We start from the raw sequence: 19,645 nt of genomic DNA, 5'->3' as shown, positions 1-19,645 counted from the left end.
GAACCCCCAACGTCTGAACACCTGCTGCCAGGTGTGCGCTACCCCGCGTAGCACTTACCGTGACGCACCTTACGTGACGGCGCACACAACGTACAGACCGAAGTTGGACGAATCACCAGTCAGCGGCGGCGACCGTGCATGGCCGCCTTCGCCGTATCCACTTCGTCGTCGGTGAAGGGACGTCCGGGGAGATCCGATCGGGGTACCGAATCACCGCGCAGGCCGTCGAGCAGCACCGTGAAGTACCGACGCCAGTTCGCGGGATCGACATGACTGGAGAATTCGACGGTCGAGCCGATCATCCCCAGCACCGGATAGAAGTCGGTGACGGCCACATCGGGACGCAGCTGACCGGATTCGAGGGCGCGATCGACGATTTTCGCGAAGAACGGATCGATCCGTCGGCGCATCTCCGCGATGCCGCGACACCCCTCGTCCGACCCGAGGACCACATCACCGAGGCCGCGGTCGGACGCCATTTCCTCGCATACGTCCGAGAGAAAGCCCACCAACCCACTCCAGGGATCTTCCGCTTCGAGGGCGCGTTCGGCACTGGCGAGCATTCCTTCGAGGCGCTGCTCGAAGACGCCGTCGATGAGCTCTTCCTTGCACGAGAAGCGGCGATAGACGGTGCCGACGCCCACCTTGGCGTGCGCGGCGACGTCGTCGAGCGTGATGTCGATACCGCGGGAAGCGAACAGCTCGCGAGCCGCGTCCACGATGCGGCGTCGGTTGCGTTCGGCATCCGCCCGTAGGGGCTTCGATGCCGCTGTGTCCGCTCTCACACTCATTCGATGTCCGTTTCACCCGATAAGCGGAGGACATTCCTCCACTTAGCTGCTACCTTTGCCCTACAACCGGAGGATACACCTCCGCATAGTCGAACCGAGGACACCATGACCACCCTTTCATCGGAGAACGTGGACGGCTCAACGTCGACCACGACACCGGCGGACGAGCGTGCGCACCGGAATCGCTGGTTGATTCTCGCCACACTCGGACTGGCCCAGCTCATGGTCGTGCTCGACGCGACCATCGTGAACATCGCACTCCCCGCCGCCCAGCTCGATCTGGGCTTCGACAACGCCGACCGCTCCTGGGTCGTCACCGCCTACGCACTCGCATTCGGCAGCCTGTTGCTCCTCGGTGGACGCTTGAGCGACCTCTTCGGTCGACGTAACACCTTCCTCATCGGCCTCGTCGGCTTCGCGCTGATGTCGGCAGTGGGCGGTGCGGCCGTCAACTTCGGCATGCTCGTCGCAGCCCGCGCCGGTCAGGGCGTCTTCGGTGCACTGCTGGCACCCGCGGCCCTGTCACTGTTGGCCACCACCTTCACCGACACCAAGGAACGCGCCAAGGCCTTCGGCATCTTCGGTGCCATCGCCGGCGGCGGCGGCGCACTGGGTCTACTGCTCGGCGGCATGCTCACCGAATGGGCCAACTGGCGCTGGAGCCTGTACGTCAACCTGATCTTCGCTGCGCTCGCCTTCGTCGGAGCCTTCCTGTTCCTGGCCAAGCACAAGGTCGACGTCCGACCCAAGCTCGACATCCCCGGAACGATCGCCGTCTCCGCTGCGCTGTTTTCGATCGTCTACGGCTTCGCCCACGCCGAGTCCGACGGCTGGAGCAACCCCGTCACCCTCGGCTTCCTCGCGGCAGGTGTCGTTCTTCTCGCCGTCTTCGTGACCATCCAGAAGCGCGTCGAACACCCCCTGCTGCCGCTGCGCATCGTTCTGGACCGCACCCGGGCCGGATCCTTCCTCGCGGTGTTCGTCACCGGAGCCGGCATGTTCGCGGTGTTCCTGTTCCTGACCTACTACCTGCAGAGCACGCTGAAGTACACCCCGATCACCACCGGGTTCGCGTTCATGCCGATGATCGCGTCGCTGATCCTCACCGCGACACTGTCGACGGCACTGATCCTCCCCCGGTTCGGACCGCGGATCCTCATGACGACCGGCCTGGTCGTCGCGTCGATCGGAATGGGACTGCTCACCCAGATCGATCTGGACAGTAGCTACGTCACGCACATCCTGCCCGGCCTGATCATCATGGGCCTCGGACTCGGCGCCACCATGGCACCGGCCATGCAGGGCGCCATCTCCGGCGTCGCCCCGGACGACTCCGGTGTCGCGTCGGCGACGGTGAACACCATGCAGCAGGTGGGCGGCTCGATCGGTACCGCACTGCTGAGCACCGTGGCAGCCAACGCCGCCACCAGCTACGTCAGCTCCAACATGGCGACGGCAACCGATGCGGCCCTGCTGCAGGCCAACGCCGAAATCGCCAGCTACACGACCACCTTCTGGTGGGCGTCGGGCATCTTCCTACTGGGCGCGGTGCTCTCGGCCACGCTCCTGAAGAAGGGGCCGTTGCCCTCCGCTCCCGAGGGTGCGGTCGTCGTCGGGCACTGAGAGCGGCTTCGCCGCATGTGAGTGGAAACGCGTAGCCTGCTACGAGTTTCCACTCACATGCGTTCAGCCTTCGAGCAGCTTCTCCGTCGCGGCCAGCAGAACGCAGGTTGCGACGCCGTCCATCGACTTCTCCAGCTCACCGAGCGACGGGAAGCTTGGGGCGAGGCGAATGTTCTTGTCTTCCGGATCTTTTCCGTACGGGAAGGCCGAGCCGGCGGCCGTCAGAGCAATTCCGGCATCCTTGGCCAGCGCTATCGAACGCGCGGCCGTGCCCTCGAGGACGTCGAGACTGATGAAGTAGCCGCCCTTGGGCTCGGTCCACGACGCGATCTTCGACGCACCGAGACGGTCCTCGAGAATCTGCTGAACCAGCGCGAACTTGGGCTTCAGGATCTCGCGATGCTTGGCCATGTGCGCCCGCACCCCCTCGGCGTCACCGAAGAAACGCAGGTGCCGCAGCTGGTTGAGCTTGTCCGGGCCGATGCTCTTCTTACCGAGGTGCTTCTGATACCAGGCAAGGTTCTCCTCGGAACTGCCGAAGAAGCTGACGCCCGCACCGGCGAACGTGACCTTCGACGTCGAGGCGAACACGAACGCACGATTGGGGAACCCGGCCTCCGCCGCCATCCCGATGACGTCGTAGGACGGCGCGAACTCCTCGGTCAGCGGATGCACCGCGTAGGCGTTGTCCCAGAACAGACGGAAGTCCGGCGCAGCAGCAGGCATGGTGGCCAGCGCGCGAACGACCTCTTCGGAGTAGACGGCACCGGTGGGATTCGCGTAATTCGGCACCACCCACATGCCCTTGATCTGCGGATCCGACGCCACCAAGTTGGCGATCTCGTGCACGTCCGGTCCGTCGGGACCCATCGGCACCGGAATCATCTCGATGCCGAAGCTCTCGGTGATCGCGAAGTGACGGTCGTAGCCGGGGGCCGGGCACAGGAAGCGAACGTTCGGCTCCGCCGACCACGGGCGCGGCGAATCCGACAGCCCATGCAGCAGAGCCCAGACCACCAGGTCCTGCATGATCTCGAGGCTGGCGTTGTTACCGGCCACCAGGTTCTTCACCGGGATGCCGAGCAACTCGCCGAAGATGGCACGCAATTCCGGCAGACCCGCAAGGCCACCGTAGTTGCGGCAATCGGTGCCGTTGCCGTCCTTGTAGTCCGCGCCGGGGAGCGTCAACAGATCAGCAGCGAGATCGAGCTGCTCGGGCGACGGCTTACCGCGGGTGAGATCCAGCTTCAGATCCTCGGCTTTGAGCTGCGTGTACTTCGCGCTCTGCCGCTCGTGCTCGGAGGCGAGCTCCTCATGGTTCATCAGACCCAACTGGGTTTGCGCTGGCATGCGGAGCGGCCTCTCGGTGACTGGGTTCCCCGGACAGTGTCTATGTCACTGAAATAAAGGGGACCCCGCGCACCCGGCAGAGCCCATTGACCCTTGCTGCCTTCCGGCCCTGGGGGAGTTCACAGGATGCGCGCCGCGCGGGATCCGTTAGGAAGTGTAGCCGCCTCCCATCGGGCAACGCATCACCACCCTTCGCGCCTCCCGATTTGGGAGATGGTGGGGGTAACCGGGTAAGCTCCCCCACGGAGGATTCGCCTAGTGGCCTATGGCGCTCGCCTGGAACGCGGGTTGGGTTAACGCCCTCAGGGGTTCAAATCCCCTATCCTCCGCCAAAGAAGCCCCCGTGACCTGTCACGGGGGCTTCTTGCTGTTCAGGGAGGGGTGCTCCGGCTCGCGCCCACCCGTCTCCCGATCAGCCCACCCGTCTCCGGATCAATGGGCGTTCGAGTCCGTCTGAGTGCAACAAAGCCGCATTCATCCGGTGGGGTGCGGCGACCCGATCCGGATGAATGCGACTTTGTTGCAATCTGAGCGACTGAAACCCACATTGATCCCAAAGTGGGGGCGCAGCAGACGGGCGGCACTGAATCTAACGAGCCGACCAACCACCATCCATGGTGTACGACGCCCCGGTGACCATTCCTGCGTTCTCGGAGGTCAGCCATCCCACCAGTGAGGCGACTTCGGCGGGTTCGACGAGTCTTTTGATGGCGGCCTCGGTCAGCAGCACCTTTTCGAGTACTTCGTCCTCGGGGATGTCGTGCGCCTTGGCTTGATCGGCGATCTGTTTTTCGACCAGCGGTGTGCGGACGTATCCCGGGTTGACGCAGTTGCTCGTCACGCCGTGCGCGGCACCTTCGAGGGCTGTCACTTTCGACAGTCCTTCGAGTGCGTGTTTGGCGGTGACGTAGGCGACCTTGAATTCCGATGCGCGCAGTCCGTGTACCGACGACAGGTTGATGACTCGGCCGAACCGGCGGGCATACATCCCAGGCAACGCCGCACGAATCAGCAGGAACGGTGCCTCGACCATCAGCGTCTGGATTCGACGGAACGCGCCGGGGTCGAAATCGACGATCGGTGCGACGGTTTGGATACCCGCATTGTTGACGAGAATGTCGACGTCCAACCGAAGGTCGTCCAGCGCGGTGGTGTCGAGCAGATCGACCGACCACACCTCGCCGTCGAGCTCGGCCGCCAATTCCTTTGCTGCGACGTCGTTCACGTCGGCGATGGTGACGCGGGCACCGCGGCCGGCGAGCTCACGCGCGCACGCGGCCCCGATGCCGGACGCTCCCCCGGTGACGAGGGCGGAGCGTCCGGTCAGGTCGGTCACCGCTTTACACTCGGATCGAGCAGACCGGCCTTCGCCAGCTCGGCTTCGGTGGCCAGGTTCTTGGCGTCGGCGATGTCGATGCTTTCGAGCGCCAATCCCTTTGTCTCTCTGGCTACGACGACGGCAACCACGGTGATCGCGCAGGCCACGGCCAAGTACACCGCGATCGGGACGGACGAGCCGTAGATGTCGAGCAGCTTCACGGCGATGATCGGGGCCAGCGAGCCAGCGACGATCGAGGTGACCTGATAGCCGAGGGACACACCGGAATACCGCATCCGCGTCGGGAACATCTCGGCCATGATGGCGGGCTGCGTGGCGTACATGAAGGCGTGGAACATCAGACCAATGATGATGGCCAGCAGGATCACGACGTTGTGGCCGCTGTTCATCATCGGGAAGGCGAAGAAGCCCCACGTTGCCGCGGTGAGGGCACCGGCGAAGTACACCGGACGGCGACCGATGCGGTCGGCGAGCCTGCCCACCAACGGAATTGTGCAGAAGTGGATCGCGTGGGCGATGAGCATCCACCACAGGATCGTGCTGGTGTCGGTGCCGACCTCCACCTTGAGGTAGGTGATGGAGAAGGTGACGACGAGGTAGTACATGACGTTCTCACCGAAGCGCAGGCCCATTGCGGTGAATACGCCACGTGGGTAACGCTTCACGACCTCGAAGACGCCGTACGACGCGGCCTTGATGACCTCGGCCTGCTTGTGTGCCTCGATGAAGATCGGGGCGTCGGAGACCTTGGTACGGATGTAGTAGCCGACGAAAACGATGACGGCAGAGAGCCAGAACGCGACGCGCCAGCCCCAGCTGAGGAACGCTTCGTCGGACAGGGTTGTCGTCAGGACGAGCAGTGCGACGGTCGCGAGGAGGTTACCGGCGGGCACGCCTGCCTGCGGCCAGCTGGCCCAGAATCCGCGGCTCTTGTTCGGGCTGTGTTCTGCGACAAGGAGAACCGCGCCGCCCCATTCGCCGCCGACGGCGAAGCCCTGAATGAATCGCAGGGTGACCAGCAGTGCCGGGGCCCAGTAGCCGATGGCCTCGAATGTCGGTAGGCAGCCCATGAGGAACGTGGCACCGCCGACGAGGACGAGGCTGAACTGCAGCAGCTTCTTTCGGCCGTACTTGTCGCCGTAGTGGCCGAAGACGATGCCGCCCAAGGGTCGTGCGACGAAGCCGACGGCGTAGGTGACGAAGGCCGCGAGGATGGCGTCGAGCTCACTGGTTCCGGCCGCGAAGAAAATCTTGCTGAACACCAGTGTGGCGGCGGTTCCGTAGAGAAAGAACTCGTACCATTCGACGATGGTGCCGGCCATCGATGCTCCGACGACCTTCTTCAGGCCCGTGGGGGTGGCATCGGGGTCCGGCTCGGACCTTTCTGCCAGCGGTTGGTCGACGCTCATAGCTTCTCCTGTGTTGCTCGGCACTGCGTGCTCGTGTTTGTGACAGACCACACATGTAGCGGGGTTGGTCTGAGTATTGGTGCAGATCTTTTTCTGCGCAAGAGGCATGGACGCAGGTTCGATCTGCAAAACTGCACACATGACACGCGGCGACGGGAAGGTTCCCAGTGCCGACGACCTGCTGGTGCTGCTCGCCGTCAGTCGAACCGGACGCTACAGCTCCGCTGCCGACGACCTCGGCATCAACCACACGACCATCTCCCGACGCATCGCCGCACTCGAGGACACCCTCGGCGGACGAGTGCTCACCCGTGCCGGCGGAGGTTGGGAACTGACCCAACTGGGGCACGGCGCACTGGCCGCTGCCGAGGCCGTCGAAAACGCGCTGCAGACGCTGGTCTCGAGCGACGCGGGTGCGCTGAAGGGCGTCGTACGCATCTCGGCCACGGACGGTTTCAGTGCTTACATCGCAGCTCCTGCGGCAGCTCGCGTGCAACGCACCCACCCGCTGGTGTCGGTGGAGATCGTCGCGACCACCAGACGTGCGTCGAGGCAACGGTCCGGACTGGACATCGAGATCGTCGTCGGACAACCGCAGGTGCATCGCGCGGAGGCCATCCGGCTCGGCGACTACGTGCTGGGTCTGTACGCGTCGCAGACCTACGTGGACGAGCACGGCACACCGCAGGTGCCGGCCGACCTCGCCGCCCATCCCTTCATCTACTTCATCGACTCGATGCTGCACGTCGACGATCTGGATCTGGCCCCCAACTTCACTCCGACGATGCGCGAATCGGTGACGTCGACCAACGTCTTCGTCCACGTCGAGGCCACACGAGCCTCGGCAGGCATCGGATTGTTGCCGTGCTTCATGGCCGACCGACACCCCGACCTGCAACGAATCCTGCCCGACGCCATCGCGGTGACCCTGACCTACTGGCTCGTCACTCGCACCGAAACTCTCAGACGACCCGAAGTGTCGGCGGTGATCGACGCGATTCGCGCGGTGGTCACCGAACAACGCTCGGCTCTGCTGGGCGAGAAATGAACGCACGGAACCTATGCCCCACAAGGAGAGTCCCCTGATGTCCGATATCGATTTCTATTTCGATCCGGTATGCCCGTTCGCGTGGATGACCAGCAAATGGGTTCGCAAGGTTCAGGCCCAGCGCGACTACACCGTCGACTGGCGGTTCATCTCGCTTCGCCTGCTCAACTCGCATATCGACTACGACGCCCATTTCCCACCCGAGTACGAGGCCGGCCACACCGCGGGTCTGCGACTGCTGCGGGCCGCTGCCTCTGTTCGTCGTGAGCATGGGTCGGACGCTGTCGGGCCGCTGTATCAGGCCCTCGGAACGCACATCTTCGACACCGAGGCGGTGCCCGACGACGCTGCGAGTCACGGACATCGCGGCACCGCGGCATTCCTCGGGCCGATCCTCGAGGAAGTCGGGCTGCCCACCCGTCACACTGCAGCACTCGATGATTCGACGATCGACGACGAGATCCGGGCCGAAACCGATCATGCGCTGTCGCTGACCGGCAAGGACGTCGGAACTCCCATCATCACCTTCGAGCCGCCGGACGGTGTGGCGTTCTTCGGTCCGGTGATCAGCCGACTACCCAGCGACGAAGAAGCAGTACCGCTGTGGGACAACGTGATCGGACTCGCACGATTCCCTGGATTTGCCGAGATGAAGCGCAGCATGCGTGAACTCCCCCAGTTGAAGGCACTGGGGGTGACGGAGGACGAGGTTGGCGTGCAACAGGATTGGCACGGCGGGAGCCGACGGCAGAAGAAGTGAATTGCCCTCCGATCTAGTCGGTCAGTACGTCGTCCATGTTGCCGACGTCCGGGGTCCCGGTGTCGAGGCCGTACCGCAGGTAGACGGTGCCCTTGCCGTCGACGGCCGGTGGCTCGAGCAGCGTCAGATTGCTGGGCACGGTGCCGTCGGCGAACACCTTCTTTCCCACTCCGAGAAGGATGGGATGCACCCACAGATCGAGTCGATCGAAGAGCTTCTCGCGCAACAGGGTCTGCACCAGATCGAGACTTCCGACCACCTTGATATTGTCGTGTCGATCTCGGATCTCACGCACGGCTCCGGCCAGGTCCGGTCCGAGCTGGGTCGAACCGTTCCACAGCAGATCGGGTGTGCCGCGGGAGGCCACGTATTTCGGGATCGTGTTGAACAACGTTGCGAACGAATCGTGTTGGTGCGGCCAGTACGCGGCGAAGATGTCGTAGGTGCGCCGCCCGAGCAGGAGCGCATCCGTGCCCTCGTACGCGGCGGCGACCTGCGCCCCCGAAACCTGGTCGAGCAGAGGAGCCTGCCAGCCGCCGAAGGGAAAGTTCTCGGGGTCTTCCTCTGGGCTTCCGGGTGATTGCGCGACGAGGTCGAGGGTGGCAAAAAGCTCCAGCGTGATGAGGCCCATGATTGCTCCTGGTTCTGTAGGACGAAAGCTCGATCAGCCCAATACTTTCCGTAGTGTCTCGGCGAATTCGGTCGGCTTTCCCGTCTGACCGAATTCGCCACCGAGGAAGCCCGAGTGGCCGCCGGGAAAGACAATCGGCTCCGATCCGAGGAGCGCCGCAGTGGAATACGCTGCGCGAGCGGCGATGTGACCGTCCTCGGGACCGCCGGATTCCTCGCCGACTCCGATCACAACCGTGGTGGGAGCAGCACGCATTGCATCGACGTCGGGTGCGAAATCGACGCCGCCGCCGCGCATGTTGGACATCAGGGCGTCGTCGCGGGTTCCGTCGTCCTCGGCCGAGAGGCCGAACTGCGCCGGGTCCGGTGTCGGGCGATCGAAGAACGTGTTGTCGATGGGTCCTGCGTGCATGAGCAACGCCATGAACTGGGCCATGGCCGGACCGCGGCCGTGAGCATCGTATGCGGCCACCATGTTTGCGCACACGGTCGCGATGTTCTCGCGATCCGGCAAGGTGCCTCCGGCGGGTGGTTCGTGGGCCACCAACGTCCGGACATCGGACGGGTATCTGCTGACGAGTACCAGCGCATTGACCGCACCCCCGCTCGAGGCGAACACATCCACAGGCCCATGGCCGACGGCGGTGAGCACTGCGTGCAGGTCGTCGGCATGCTGGCCGAAGGTGACCGCGGCGGTCGTGTCGTCTCGTCGACTGCGTCCGACATTTCTCGGGTCGTACGTGACGACCACTCGGTCGCGGAAGTGCGATGCCAACGTCCCGAACCCGCTCGCATCCATCGGTGAGCCGATCAGCACCAAGGGAGTGACCCCGGGCTCGAGTTCGCCGATCACGTCGTACGTCAGGGTCGCACCGGGAACGGAAACTGTCTGTGTCGTCATGCTGGTGTGGACCTGGGTCTGCGCGAAAACTCACCGGCTAGTCGTAGAGAACCGCAGTTCCCGTCTGTCTCAACTTCTCCAGACCGTCCCGAAACCGGCTCAGATATTCGGGCGAATGCCCGACCCACTCGGACGTCTCTTCGACGACGCGTACTGGTTCCGCGCTGCGATAGGAGTGCGTCGGATTGCCGGGGAACTTCTTGTCGGTGACGTTCGGATCGTCCTCGACACTGCCGGTCGGCTGGACGATGTAGACCCGAGGACGCCCCTCGCCGACGGCCATCTCGGCCGCGAGCACGGCACCGTCCAGCACCTTGGTCATGTAGATGTAGTTCGAGATGTGCTCGGGACGGTAATTGGAGCGATAGCCGGGAGACAAGCAATCGCCGGCCTTCAGATCGGCCTTCGTGCCATGAAAGTAGGCACCGGACTCGTGCACCCGAAATCGCTCCGGTGTATCCGCCATGTCTGCCATAGAAATTCCTCCGTGTCGGTAGCCGGAAGAGTGTGCACCACCGACTGGGTCTTGCCGCAAGCCCCCAACTCAGCGATAAACTGAAGGCAACGGCGGCGGGCACGGCTATGTCACGTCGCGCGTTCACTCGACACGAGAAAGTCACGCGTAGTTCGTGGTTCGCGACCGAGCAGTTCGCCCAACAGCGGGTCGGTACCGGCGAATCGGCCGTCGTGGGCGGCGAGAAAGATGCCAAGGGTGAAGCGAGCCATGAACTCGTTCGCACCTGCAGCCACGCGATCGGCGACCCACTGCTCCTCACCCACGATCGATACCTCGATCTTTCGACCCACGACTGTCGACGCGATGGCCGCTACCTCGGTCATTGTAGGAGCATCGCGGGCCGTCAACACCGTGGGGCCCTCGTATGCGCCATCCGACGTGAGTATCGCGGCGGCAGCTTCCGCCGAATCCGCTCTGTCGGTCCACGAAACAGGGCCGTCCACGGGTATGGATACAACGCCGGTCTCGCGCCAATCGCCCATGACGAAATCGAGGCTGTGTGCGTAGAAGCCGTTGCGTAACGACGTCCACGCCACACCGCTGTCGGCCAACATCTGCTCGGTCGCAGCATGATCGCGCGCAGGCTTGAACGGACTGTCGAGCCCCGCGCCCTGGTGACTCGTATAGAGAATGCGCCCGGCACCGGCGGCGACCGCCGCGTCGATCGCGTTGCGATGCAACGCTGTCGCGTCGGCCCCGGGATCGCTGGACGAGACGAGCAACACCTGGTCTGCCCCGTCGAACGCCGTCGTCAGCGAGTCCGAATCGTCATAATCGCCTCGACGCACCTGCACGCCACGATCCGCAAAGCGCTGCGCCCGAGCCACATCGCGAACCGCGACGGCGATCTCCGAGGGGCGAACGAGGTCGAGTAGATGGTCGACGGTGGCACCGTTCAATGCCCCGGTAGCTCCGGTGATGACAATCATGACAACCTCCAGTTATCAATGGAATCAAATAGAAGGTAACACCGGAAACACAACGATAGCAACAGTGCGTTATCGTCGATACGTGAAGGATTCGTCGACGAGCACCAGAGACAGCACCCGTCGACGAATCGTCGATGCCGCAGCTCGGCTTCTGCAAGAAAACGGCCCTGGGGCGGTGACCACTCGCGGCGTCGCCGAGTCGGCCGGGGTTCAGGCACCGGCCATCTACCGATTGTTCGGGGATAAGAATGGTCTGCTCGACGCCGTGGCCGAACATGTCATGGCCACCTATGTGTCCACGAAGTCCGAGATCGCAGACAATGAGCTCGCCGAGAACTGTGACCCCGTGGAGGATCTGAAAACCGGATGGCGCGCACAGATCGAGTTCGGGATCGCCAACCCAACCTTGTTCGCTCTGCTCAGCGACCCTGCTCGAGTGCCCGATTCTCCCGCGGTCCGGGAAGGAGAAGCCGTTCTCGCGGCACGGATTCGCCGGATAGCCCGCGCCGGCCGACTTCGGGTCACCGAGCAGCGCGCGGTGGAGCTCATTCATGCCGCGGGTACGGGTGCTGTCCTGACCATCCTCGGCACACAGCACGATCGCCGAGACGTCGGACTCGCCGACGAGCTGTTCGATGCAGTCATGCGCCACATCGTCGTCGACACACCTCGGTATCCCGAAAGCTCTGCGCACGGTGCAGCGATTGCCTTGCGAGCCTCGATTTCCGACATCGACGTACTGAGTAATTCGGAGCGGCAGTTGTTGGCCGAGTGGCTCGATCGGATATCCGGGTGACGATGCACCCGATGCGCGGACACTGGTGGTATGGCCGCACGAATTGACTCGATCGCCGTTCGACGAGGCAGACCTCGCGCGACGAGGAGCCGTTCGACGCCACCGTTCATGAACTCGGCTCTGCCGAGCCAGAGTTGACAGTCCCGACGCGAATCTGGATATGGCCTCCGCGGACAGCGCGGGCCGAAAGATCCTGCAGCAGTGGCGTCATCGCTGTCCACGGATGCGCCTCGATATCCGCCCCTCCGAGTCGACACGCAAGCTTCGCGAGCGGCGTCCACGCAGTTGCTCGTCCGACGGGCCGCTGCATGTCGACGACGGCCACGACGCCGCCCACCCGTGTAGCCGAGATCATCGATTCGAGCGCCGCCTGCCATGGCGTCATCAATGACAGCGCGTAGGTGCTCAGGGCCGCATCGAACGGGGCCTGCTCCCCCAGATCGGCGGACGTCAGGGCGGTGGCGTCGGCGGGGATCAATGTGACATTCATCCACCCTGCGCGGGCAGCTCGAAGTCGGGCCTGTTCGAGCATCTGCGGGCTGGCATCGATTCCGGTGATCGAGCCGGTCGGGCCGATCATCCGCTGCAACCCGGCGAAGTTCAGCCCCGTCCCGCAGCCGAGGTCCAGAACATGGCTCCCCACAGGCAGATTCATCAGCTCGAACGCCGCCTCCCGTCCGGCTCGATACACCGGCCATTCGGCGGAGATCACGTCGTACAGGCGCGCCGAGAAGGTGTACTTGGTCGGTCGTCTCATCTCGGGTCTCTCCAAGGCGCGGGCATAGTGGGAGGTATGGGAATTCGTCGTTCGTCTTCGAGTGTGCCCGAGAACCGCGCCGACGTGGTCGTGGTGGGCGGCGGTACCGCCGGCATCGTGGCGGCAAAGACCGCGGCCGGCTTCGGCATTCGCGTCGTGTTGATCGAGCGGGACCGCACCGGCGGCGACTGCCTCTGGACCGGGTGTGTGCCGTCGAAGGCTCTGCTCGCGGCGGCTTCGGTGGCTGAGACGGTTCGATCCGCGTCCCGGTTCGGCATCGACACCGAACCACCGCGCGTAGATTTTGCGCGCGTGATGCAGCACGTGCACGGGTCGATCGCCGAGATCGCGCCGATCGATTCACCCGAGGCACTCACTGCGGCCGGGGTCGACGTTATCAGCGGTAACGCCGTGTTCACCGGTCCGAACACGGTGAATGTTGGCACGCGGATGCTGCATTTCGGTCAGGCGATCGTGACCACCGGCGCGCATCCCACAGTGCCGGCGATCGACGGCATCGAGCACGTGGACTACCTGACCAGCGACACCCTGTGGGATCTGAAGGACTTACCGCAGCGACTGCTGATCGTCGGTGCCGGGTCGGTGGGTTGCGAAATGGCGCAAGCATTCTCGCGTCTCGGATCCGACGTCACCCTTGTCGGACGGTCAGCGACGATCCTTCCCCGCGAGCACCCTGAGGCCTCGTCGATACTGACGCAGGCCCTGACCGACGAGGGCGTGCGCGTCCTGACCTCCACCGCCGTCGTGCGCATCGAGAACGGCTCGGCCGTGACCGACTCAGGTGTCGAGATCCAATTCGATCGGGTGCTCGTCGCCACCGGGCGGACCCCACGAACCGCGTCGCTCGGGTTGGGCACGGCCGGTGTGGAATTGGACGGCAACGGATTCGTGCGGGTCAACGAGCATCTACGAACCACCAATCCCCGCATCTGGGCGGCCGGAGATCTCACCGGTCACCCTCAGTTCACCCACACCGCCGGTGTGCACGGCAGCCTGGCCGCGAGCAACGCGGCGCTCGGCCTGAACCGAAAGGTGAGTACGACGGGGATGCCGCGGGTGACGTTCACCGATCCCGAGATCGCTTCGGCCGGAATCGATGTGCGGACTGCGCGGCAGCGTGGACTTCGATTGCAGACGCTCGATCACCATCACGTCGATCGAGCCGTCACCGAGGGCAGAACTACCGGATCGACGACCCTCGTTCTCGACGCGAAGCGTCGGATCGTGGGAGCGTGTGTGGTGGGACCGCGAGCGGGCGAGACTATCGGGGAGCTGATCATCGCCATCGAGCAGGGCCTGCGTACCCGCGATCTCGCCGGGGCAACGCACCCGTATCCGACGTACAACGACGGGCCGTGGAACGCGGCGATCGCAGACGTGAAGGCGCAGTTGGGTTCTCCGGTGATTTCTCGGGCAACCGCCGCACTGGCGAAGGCGCGCGGTGCGTGGTTCGTCAGGAAAGAGCGCGATACCCGGCGATGATCCGTTGGGTAGAGCTCACCGCGACCACGGCCGCCCACACCACCGCGATCTGCCACGAGATGCCGGGGAGCAGTAGCCAGAGACTGTGCACCGCAATTGTTTCGGCACCCTCGGCCAGGCCCCCGAGGAACGACAGCGAGCGGCCGTCGTCGATGGTACGACCGGTGCGTTCGGCAATCGAGGAGAACGCAAGAAACGCGGTCCCGTTGATGTAGTACGCCAACAGCACCAGCAGGAACGGCCACCAGGGGGCGTCGTACGCGGCCGAGGCACCCACCGCGACGCCCACCACAGTCGTTCCGTACACCACGAAATCGGCGGTGATGTCGAAGAATCCGCCGGCCCCGGCTGTTGTCGCCCGCCTGCGTGCCAGCGGTCCGTCCAGACCGTCGGCGATGCGGGAGACGATCCACAACACCAACGCGAGCAACCAGAATTGCAGGCCGGCGGCGAGTGCACTACCCAAGCCCAGTACGAGTCCCGCGACGGTGATCCGGTCCGGGGTGATCGAGGGACGGTCGAGCGCGCGGGCACAACGATCGAGTGGGCCTTCGAGGTGGCGGCGCAGAAAGCTGTCGATCATTCGGCAGCTCCGGTGAGCCCGAGACGGCGGGCCAACAGGGCCGAGCCGGCCGCGATCGCCAGCACCGCGAGCAGTGCGATGGCGAACGGCCACGACAGCGGTGAGGTTCCGTAGGCACCGAGCGCGGTGTAGGCGACGGTCGCGGGCACGATGCCGATCATGGTGCCCACCACGTAGTCACGTTGCCCCACTGCACTGACTCCGGCCGCGTAGTTGACCAGGGAGAACGGCAGCGGCACCAGTCGCACGACCAGTACTGTCAGCAGTCCCCGTCGCCCGAGCATGGCGTCGAGCCGGCGAAGCCTGTCCCATTCGGTGCGGGCCACCTGTCCACGGCCGAGCGCCCGCGCTCCCCAGTACCCGAGATATGCCCCCGCGGTGGCAGCGAACACCACGACGGTCGCGCCCACCGCCAACCCGAACAGCAGTCCCGACGCGATGGTCAACGTGCTGGCGGGGAACGGGGTGGCCGACAGGACGGCATAGAGCACGACGAACAACGCGATGCCCCAGGGCCCGGCCGACGCCACGCGATCGCGGATGAACGACGGATCGGGAAGATCGACGGTGCTCAGCACGATCACCACAGCGATGACGATCACGGCAGCCGCGAGCAATTTCAGGGTCGTGCCGCGGCGACTACGCGTCGGGCGGTCCTGCGTCACGGTGTGTGCCTCTCGTCCGACGGTTCACGATCCATTGTGCACACGGCCGGTCTGCCCGCGTGTTCAGCGGTTGTCGCATTCGACCGATTACGGTGGTGAGGGCAGCGTCGACGACGGCTGCTTCGGTTGATCTGGAGGCCCCCGGGTGATTCGTTCAGTACGGTGCGCAGTGGCGATTGCGGCGAGCGCAGGGTTGCTGCTCACCGCATGCGCAGCACCATCATCGGAGGCTCCGCGCGCCGACGACCTGTCCTGGAGCGAGATCCAGGAGCAGGCGCAAGGACAGACCGTCTCGCTGTGGATGTACGGCGGCGACGAGCAGGGCAATGCCTACGTCGACGACGTGCTCACCCCCGCGGCCGCCGCGGAGGGCGTCACATTGCGTCGCGTGCCGGTGGAATCGACCACCGATGCCGTCAACCGCATCCTGTCCGAGCGGCAGGCCGGGGTCACCGACGGTGAGGTGGACCTGGTGTGGGTCAACGGCGCGAACTTCGGCACCGGTAAGCAGGCCGGCGCGTGGCTCTGCGGGTGGACGCAGAATCTGCCGAACATGGAACTGACCGATCCCGAGGATCCGCTGTTGCGCGACGACTTCGGCACCCCGGTCGAGAACTGTGAATCACCCTGGCACAAAGCTCAATTCACCCTGGTCTACAACGCAGCAGCCATCCCCGATCCGCCGACGACATTCGACGGCGTGCTCGACTGGGCGCGAGCGAACCCGGGCCGCTTCACCTACCCCGCTCCCCCGGACTTCACCGGTTCGGTGTTCGTGCGTGAAGCCTTGATCAACGCCTCCGGCGGTGTCGACGAGGTTCCCGCTCAGTTCGATCAGGACCCCTACGACCGACTCGCCCCGGCATTGTTCGATCGATTGAACGAGCTCGCGCCGTCGCTGTGGCGCGAGGGCACGACGTATCCACAGTCCTCCTCCGAGCTCGACGCCCTCTACGCCGGCGGTCAAGTCGATATGACGATGACGTACGGCCCCGCGACCCTCCCGAAACTCGTCGCCGACGGCACCTTCCCACCGGAGACCCGCGTGCTGACTCTCGACGAGGGAACCGTCGGGAATGCGAGTTTCCTTGCCATTCCGTCGACGTCGGGGAAGTCGGCCGCGGCGCAGGTGGTTGCCAATCTCGCGTTGTCGCCCGAGCAACAACTCGCAAAGGCGACGCCGGAAGTGTGGGGCCAGTTCACCGTGCTCGATATCGACCGATTGCCCGATGACGCCCGCGCCAGGTTCGAGGCGTTGCCGAGTTCGACGGTTCTGCCGTCCTACGAAGAGCTGTCGGCCAACGCGCATCCAGAACTGTCAGCCGACTGGGTCTCGCCGGTCGACGAGGGTTGGCGTCGAAGCGTGCTCGCCGGTCAGTGAGCGCGTCCACGAGGAGCTTTCGCGGCACAGCGGCGGTACTCCCCGCCGTCGTCTTGGTCGTTGTCGTCGTCGGCGGCGGTCTCGGAACCGTGGTGCTGCAGAGCCTGGGTCTGATGCCTTTGGTCGGAACCCCCGAACTATCGGTCGACGCGTACTCCGCTCTGGGCGGTGACCTATGGCGCTCGGTGGTGCTGACGCTGTCGATTGCCGTCGTCTCGACGGCATTGGCCACGGTGATCGGGCTTGCCGCGGCACTGACGGCCTTGTCGGGTGGACGCGCCGCGTTGGTCGCTGCCGGGTTGACGATCACGGTGCCGCACCTGATCGGTGCCGCCGCGATGGCATTGCTGTTGGCGGATTCGGGCATGCTGCCCCGCATTCTCGGCATGACCGACGGCGGCTGGCCGGAGTTGGTCGGTGGGAAGTGGTGGATCGCCGTCGTCGCCGAATATGCCTGGAAAGAATCGGCTTTCGTGGCCGTTGTCGTGGCCGGGACTCTCGCCACCCGTGTAGCGGCATTCGACGAGACGGCCGCGACCTTGGGCGCCGGCCGGTGGGCTCGGCTCCGTTTGGTCACGCTGCCGTTGGCTCGGCCCGCACTGATCGCGTCGGCGGCCATCGCGTTCGCCTACACGGTTGGCTCGTACGAGGTGGCCCGCATACTGGGTCGCCCGTATCCGGAACCGTTGTCGGTGATGGCGATTCGCCTGTTCACGTCGATCGATCTTCAGACGCGTCCGCAGGCAGCTGCTGCCGCGACGATCGCCACCGCTCTCACGGTGGTCGTGGCCGCGGTGGCACTGCACTATCTGCGCAGATCGGCAGCGTGGAAATGAACAAGGTGGAAGTGAACAGGGTTCTTCCCGCTGTCGGCAGGTCCGTCCTGGTCCTGTGGTTCCTGTTGCCGCTGATCCCGGTTATCTTGTGGGCCATCAGCAATCGCTGGTCGTTTCCCGGCTCGGTTCCGCAAGAATGGGGATTCGACGGCGTCCGGAGTGCCCTCGACGCCGGGGGCTTCGATGCTTTCGTGAGGTCTACCCTGCTCGCTCTCGCCGTCGCCGCCATCGCAACGCCATTGGGCGCGTTGGCTGCTCGCGCCCTGTTGAACGGCAACGTGCGCTTTCCCGCTTTCGTGGCCGGGGTTCTCTTCGCTCCGCTGGCCCTGCCCCCGTTTGCGGTGGCGTTGGGACTCGATGTTCTGGTGCTGCGCTCCCGCATTCCGAGCACGGTGGCTGTGATCGCGTTGCTGACCGTTGCGGCCATTCCGTATACGACGTATCTCATGCGAGTGGCGTTCGGCGCATACGACATCGGCTACGAGGAGGAGGCCCGCACGCTCGGTGCGTCGAGTGCCATGGTGCTGCGACGGATTCGCATTCCCCTGCTGGCTCCGGCGTTGGCGGGGGCGGCGTTACTCGCCTTCCTCGTGGCGTGGAGCGATTACGTCATCACCCTGTTGATCGGTGGCGGCAGACTGGTCACCGTGCCGATACTTGTCGCCTCGTTCGCTGCGGGGACCGGTAACGATTCGGTGGTGGCTGCGCTGTCGGTCACCGCCGTCGTGCCGCCGTTGTTGCTGGTGCTCATGCTCGCCCGGTTGCGTCGTAGGAGTGCACGATGAGCGTCGAACTGTCCGTTCACGGACTCACGAAAGTACATGCCGGTCAATCGGTTGCGGCTCTGGATTCGTTGGATCTCACCGTGCCACCGGGATCCTGCACGGCGATTCTCGGGCCGTCGGGCTCGGGCAAGAGTACGGCGCTGCGGCTCATCGCGGGATTGGATTCACCCACCACCGGCACGGTGCAGATCGACGGCCACGAGGTGAACGGTGTTGCGGCCGAGAACCGCGGCGTCGGGATGGTGTTTCAACGTCCGATGTTGTTCCCGCACATGTCGGTACTGGACAACATCGGTTTCGCGTACCGCGCGGCCGGGGAAAGTCGCAAGCGGTCGCGCGAACGTGCCCGGGAGTATCTCGATCTGGTTCATCTCGGTGACATCGGGGATCGCGCGGTGTCGGAGGTATCCGGCGGGCAGGCCCAACGGGTGGCGTTGGCACGCTCACTTGCCGGTTCACCGCGAGTGTTGTTGTTGGACGAGCCCTTCAGCGCTCTGGACCCTGTGTTGCGCAGCGAGATGCACGACCTGGTTCGCGAATTACGTTCGACGCTCGATCAGACCCTGCTGCTCGTCACCCACGATCAGCAGGAAGCGGCGGTGCTGGCCGATTCGGTCGCAGTGCTCATCGACGGGCGATTGGAGCATCACTCCGATATCGCGACGGCCTACACGCGTCCGAGCACGCTCGCAGTGTCGCGACTGATGGGTGGGATGAACGAACTCGAGGGGCAGTGGGACGGGGTTGGGGTACATCGCTCCGAGCTCGGGGAGCTGAAGGTCGAAGGAGTTTCTTTGCCGGCTGGGCCTGCCGTGTTACTGCTTCGACATGAGTTGATCACTTTGAATGACAACGGGATTCGTGGGGTCGTGTCGGGCATACGGCCCACCGGTTTTCGCAGCATTGCGGACGTCACCGTGGGCGCGACGACCGTGAAAGTGGAGTTGGCGGCGGGATCTGCGGTACGGGTCGGGGATGCAGTGGGGTTGCAGATCCCGGGTGGGGCGAGATTTGTTGTCACGGGTTGAGGTTGAGGATGTGG

At 64.7% G+C, this 19,645-nt stretch carries 20 protein-coding genes, 1 tRNA gene and 1 other RNA gene; 10 read left to right on the top strand and 12 right to left on the bottom strand.

The features are described 5' to 3' along the window. Window positions 1-119 precede the first annotated feature (119 nt). A complete protein-coding gene (locus tag ASH04_RS01010) occupies window positions 120-791 on the bottom strand; it encodes a TetR/AcrR family transcriptional regulator (protein ID WP_032392805.1) in 672 nt (223 codons plus the stop codon). 105 nt (window positions 792-896) lie between these two features. On the opposite strand from ASH04_RS01010, the gene ASH04_RS01005 reads away from it, so the two are divergent. Next, window positions 897-2,414 (top strand): MFS transporter, encoded by a 1,518-nt coding sequence (locus ASH04_RS01005; RefSeq protein ID WP_057472543.1) that lies wholly within the window; start codon window positions 897-899, stop codon window positions 2,412-2,414. A 63-nt stretch (window positions 2,415-2,477) separates the two neighbouring features. On the opposite strand, the gene ASH04_RS01000 is transcribed toward ASH04_RS01005, so the two are convergent. Both ASH04_RS01000 and ffs read right to left on the bottom strand, forming a co-directional pair. Then, window positions 2,478-3,764 carry an aminotransferase class I/II-fold pyridoxal phosphate-dependent enzyme gene (locus ASH04_RS01000; RefSeq protein WP_057472542.1) on the bottom strand — a complete coding sequence of 429 codons (1,287 nt, stop codon included), beginning with the start codon at window positions 3,762-3,764 and terminating at the stop codon, window positions 2,478-2,480. A gap of 54 nt (window positions 3,765-3,818) precedes the next feature. Continuing rightward, an RNA gene (gene ffs, locus ASH04_RS26015) (signal recognition particle sRNA small type) lies at window positions 3,819-3,913 on the bottom strand. A gap of 95 nt (window positions 3,914-4,008) precedes the next feature. Here ffs and ASH04_RS00995 point away from each other — a divergent pair. After that, window positions 4,009-4,096 (top strand) — tRNA-Ser (locus ASH04_RS00995). A gap of 257 nt (window positions 4,097-4,353) precedes the next feature. Here ASH04_RS00995 and ASH04_RS00990 read toward each other — a convergent pair. Together ASH04_RS00990 and ASH04_RS00985 are read right to left on the bottom strand one after the other, a co-directional pair. After that, on the bottom strand, window positions 4,354-5,100 hold the full coding sequence (locus ASH04_RS00990) for a 3-hydroxybutyrate dehydrogenase (RefSeq protein WP_032364595.1): 747 nt from the start codon (window positions 5,098-5,100) through the stop codon (window positions 4,354-4,356). After that, window positions 5,097-6,512: an MFS transporter gene (locus ASH04_RS00985; RefSeq protein WP_032385966.1), complete on the bottom strand. Its 1,416-nt coding sequence runs from the start codon at window positions 6,510-6,512 to the stop codon at window positions 5,097-5,099. The genes ASH04_RS00990 and ASH04_RS00985 overlap by 4 nt, the downstream gene beginning before the upstream one ends. A gap of 139 nt (window positions 6,513-6,651) precedes the next feature. On the opposite strand from ASH04_RS00985, the gene ASH04_RS00980 reads away from it, so the two are divergent. Together ASH04_RS00980 and ASH04_RS00975 are read left to right on the top strand one after the other, a co-directional pair. Continuing rightward, the gene (locus tag ASH04_RS00980) at window positions 6,652-7,560 is read left to right on the top strand and encodes a LysR family transcriptional regulator (RefSeq protein WP_094644222.1); all 909 of its coding nucleotides are present in this window, start codon (window positions 6,652-6,654) and stop codon (window positions 7,558-7,560) included. A 37-nt stretch (window positions 7,561-7,597) separates the two neighbouring features. Further along, window positions 7,598-8,320 carry a mycothiol-dependent nitroreductase Rv2466c family protein gene (locus tag ASH04_RS00975; protein WP_057472894.1) on the top strand — a complete coding sequence of 241 codons (723 nt, stop codon included), beginning with the start codon at window positions 7,598-7,600 and terminating at the stop codon, window positions 8,318-8,320. Between the two features lie 13 nt (window positions 8,321-8,333). On the opposite strand, the gene ASH04_RS00970 is transcribed toward ASH04_RS00975, so the two are convergent. The 4 genes from ASH04_RS00970 to ASH04_RS00955 all read right to left on the bottom strand — a co-directional run bounded on the left by ASH04_RS00970 (window position 8,334) and on the right by ASH04_RS00955 (window position 11,297). After that, window positions 8,334-8,951 (bottom strand): dihydrofolate reductase family protein, encoded by a 618-nt coding sequence (locus ASH04_RS00970; protein WP_032384115.1) that lies wholly within the window; start codon window positions 8,949-8,951, stop codon window positions 8,334-8,336. Window positions 8,952-8,984: 33 nt separating this feature from the next. Then, a complete protein-coding gene (locus ASH04_RS00965) occupies window positions 8,985-9,851 on the bottom strand; it encodes an alpha/beta fold hydrolase (RefSeq protein ID WP_057472541.1) in 867 nt (288 codons plus the stop codon). 37 nt (window positions 9,852-9,888) lie between these two features. After that, window positions 9,889-10,317 carry an NAD(+)--rifampin ADP-ribosyltransferase gene (arr, locus tag ASH04_RS00960; RefSeq protein WP_032364755.1) on the bottom strand — a complete coding sequence of 143 codons (429 nt, stop codon included), beginning with the start codon at window positions 10,315-10,317 and terminating at the stop codon, window positions 9,889-9,891. 119 nt (window positions 10,318-10,436) lie between these two features. Continuing rightward, window positions 10,437-11,297, bottom strand: coding sequence for an NmrA family NAD(P)-binding protein (locus ASH04_RS00955; protein ID WP_032387983.1), 861 nt, complete (start codon window positions 11,295-11,297; stop codon window positions 10,437-10,439). 82 nt (window positions 11,298-11,379) lie between these two features. Between ASH04_RS00955 and ASH04_RS00950 the strand changes: the two genes are divergently transcribed. After that, a complete protein-coding gene (locus ASH04_RS00950; RefSeq protein ID WP_200937257.1) occupies window positions 11,380-12,093 on the top strand; it encodes a TetR/AcrR family transcriptional regulator in 714 nt (237 codons plus the stop codon). A 106-nt stretch (window positions 12,094-12,199) separates the two neighbouring features. On the opposite strand, the gene ASH04_RS00945 is transcribed toward ASH04_RS00950, so the two are convergent. After that, entirely contained in the window at window positions 12,200-12,850 is a 651-nt protein-coding gene (locus ASH04_RS00945) for a class I SAM-dependent methyltransferase (RefSeq protein WP_032408542.1), read from the bottom strand. Between the two features lie 36 nt (window positions 12,851-12,886). Between ASH04_RS00945 and ASH04_RS00940 the strand changes: the two genes are divergently transcribed. Then, window positions 12,887-14,353, top strand: a complete 1,467-nt coding sequence (locus ASH04_RS00940) for a dihydrolipoyl dehydrogenase family protein (protein WP_057472539.1) — start codon at window positions 12,887-12,889, stop codon at window positions 14,351-14,353. Here the strand turns inward: ASH04_RS00940 and ASH04_RS00935 are convergent. Both ASH04_RS00935 and ASH04_RS00930 read right to left on the bottom strand, forming a co-directional pair. After that, window positions 14,325-14,936, bottom strand: a complete 612-nt coding sequence (locus tag ASH04_RS00935) for a CDP-alcohol phosphatidyltransferase family protein (RefSeq protein WP_032364601.1) — start codon at window positions 14,934-14,936, stop codon at window positions 14,325-14,327. The two genes, ASH04_RS00940 and ASH04_RS00935, sit on opposite strands and share 29 nt — an antisense overlap. Further along, window positions 14,933-15,601, bottom strand: coding sequence for a TVP38/TMEM64 family protein (locus ASH04_RS00930; RefSeq protein WP_235579898.1), 669 nt, complete (start codon window positions 15,599-15,601; stop codon window positions 14,933-14,935). The genes ASH04_RS00935 and ASH04_RS00930 overlap by 4 nt, the downstream gene beginning before the upstream one ends. Window positions 15,602-15,746: 145 nt before the next feature. Here ASH04_RS00930 and ASH04_RS00925 point away from each other — a divergent pair, with 145 nt between their 5' ends. From ASH04_RS00925 to ASH04_RS00910, 4 genes are read left to right on the top strand one after another with little or no spacing between them, the layout of a single operon-like run. Then, window positions 15,747-16,982: an ABC transporter substrate-binding protein gene (locus ASH04_RS00925; protein WP_057472538.1), complete on the top strand. Its 1,236-nt coding sequence runs from the start codon at window positions 15,747-15,749 to the stop codon at window positions 16,980-16,982. Beyond that, window positions 16,979-17,818 carry an ABC transporter permease gene (locus tag ASH04_RS00920; protein ID WP_057472537.1) on the top strand — a complete coding sequence of 280 codons (840 nt, stop codon included), beginning with the start codon at window positions 16,979-16,981 and terminating at the stop codon, window positions 17,816-17,818. The genes ASH04_RS00925 and ASH04_RS00920 overlap by 4 nt, the downstream gene beginning before the upstream one ends. Further along, a complete protein-coding gene (locus ASH04_RS00915; RefSeq protein WP_057472536.1) occupies window positions 17,815-18,603 on the top strand; it encodes an ABC transporter permease in 789 nt (262 codons plus the stop codon). Before ASH04_RS00920 ends, ASH04_RS00915 begins: the two co-directional genes overlap by 4 nt. Then, window positions 18,600-19,631 (top strand): ABC transporter ATP-binding protein, encoded by a 1,032-nt coding sequence (locus ASH04_RS00910; RefSeq protein WP_057472535.1) that lies wholly within the window; start codon window positions 18,600-18,602, stop codon window positions 19,629-19,631. Before ASH04_RS00915 ends, ASH04_RS00910 begins: the two co-directional genes overlap by 4 nt. The last annotated feature ends 14 nt before the right edge of the window (window positions 19,632-19,645 follow it).

It is taken from the genome of Rhodococcus sp. Leaf233 (assembly GCF_001426165.1).
Taxonomy (GTDB): Bacteria; Actinomycetota; Actinomycetes; order Mycobacteriales; family Mycobacteriaceae; genus Rhodococcoides; species Rhodococcoides fascians.
Note: the sequence above shows the minus strand (reverse complement) of the source record. Positions and strands in the feature narration are given on the sequence as shown.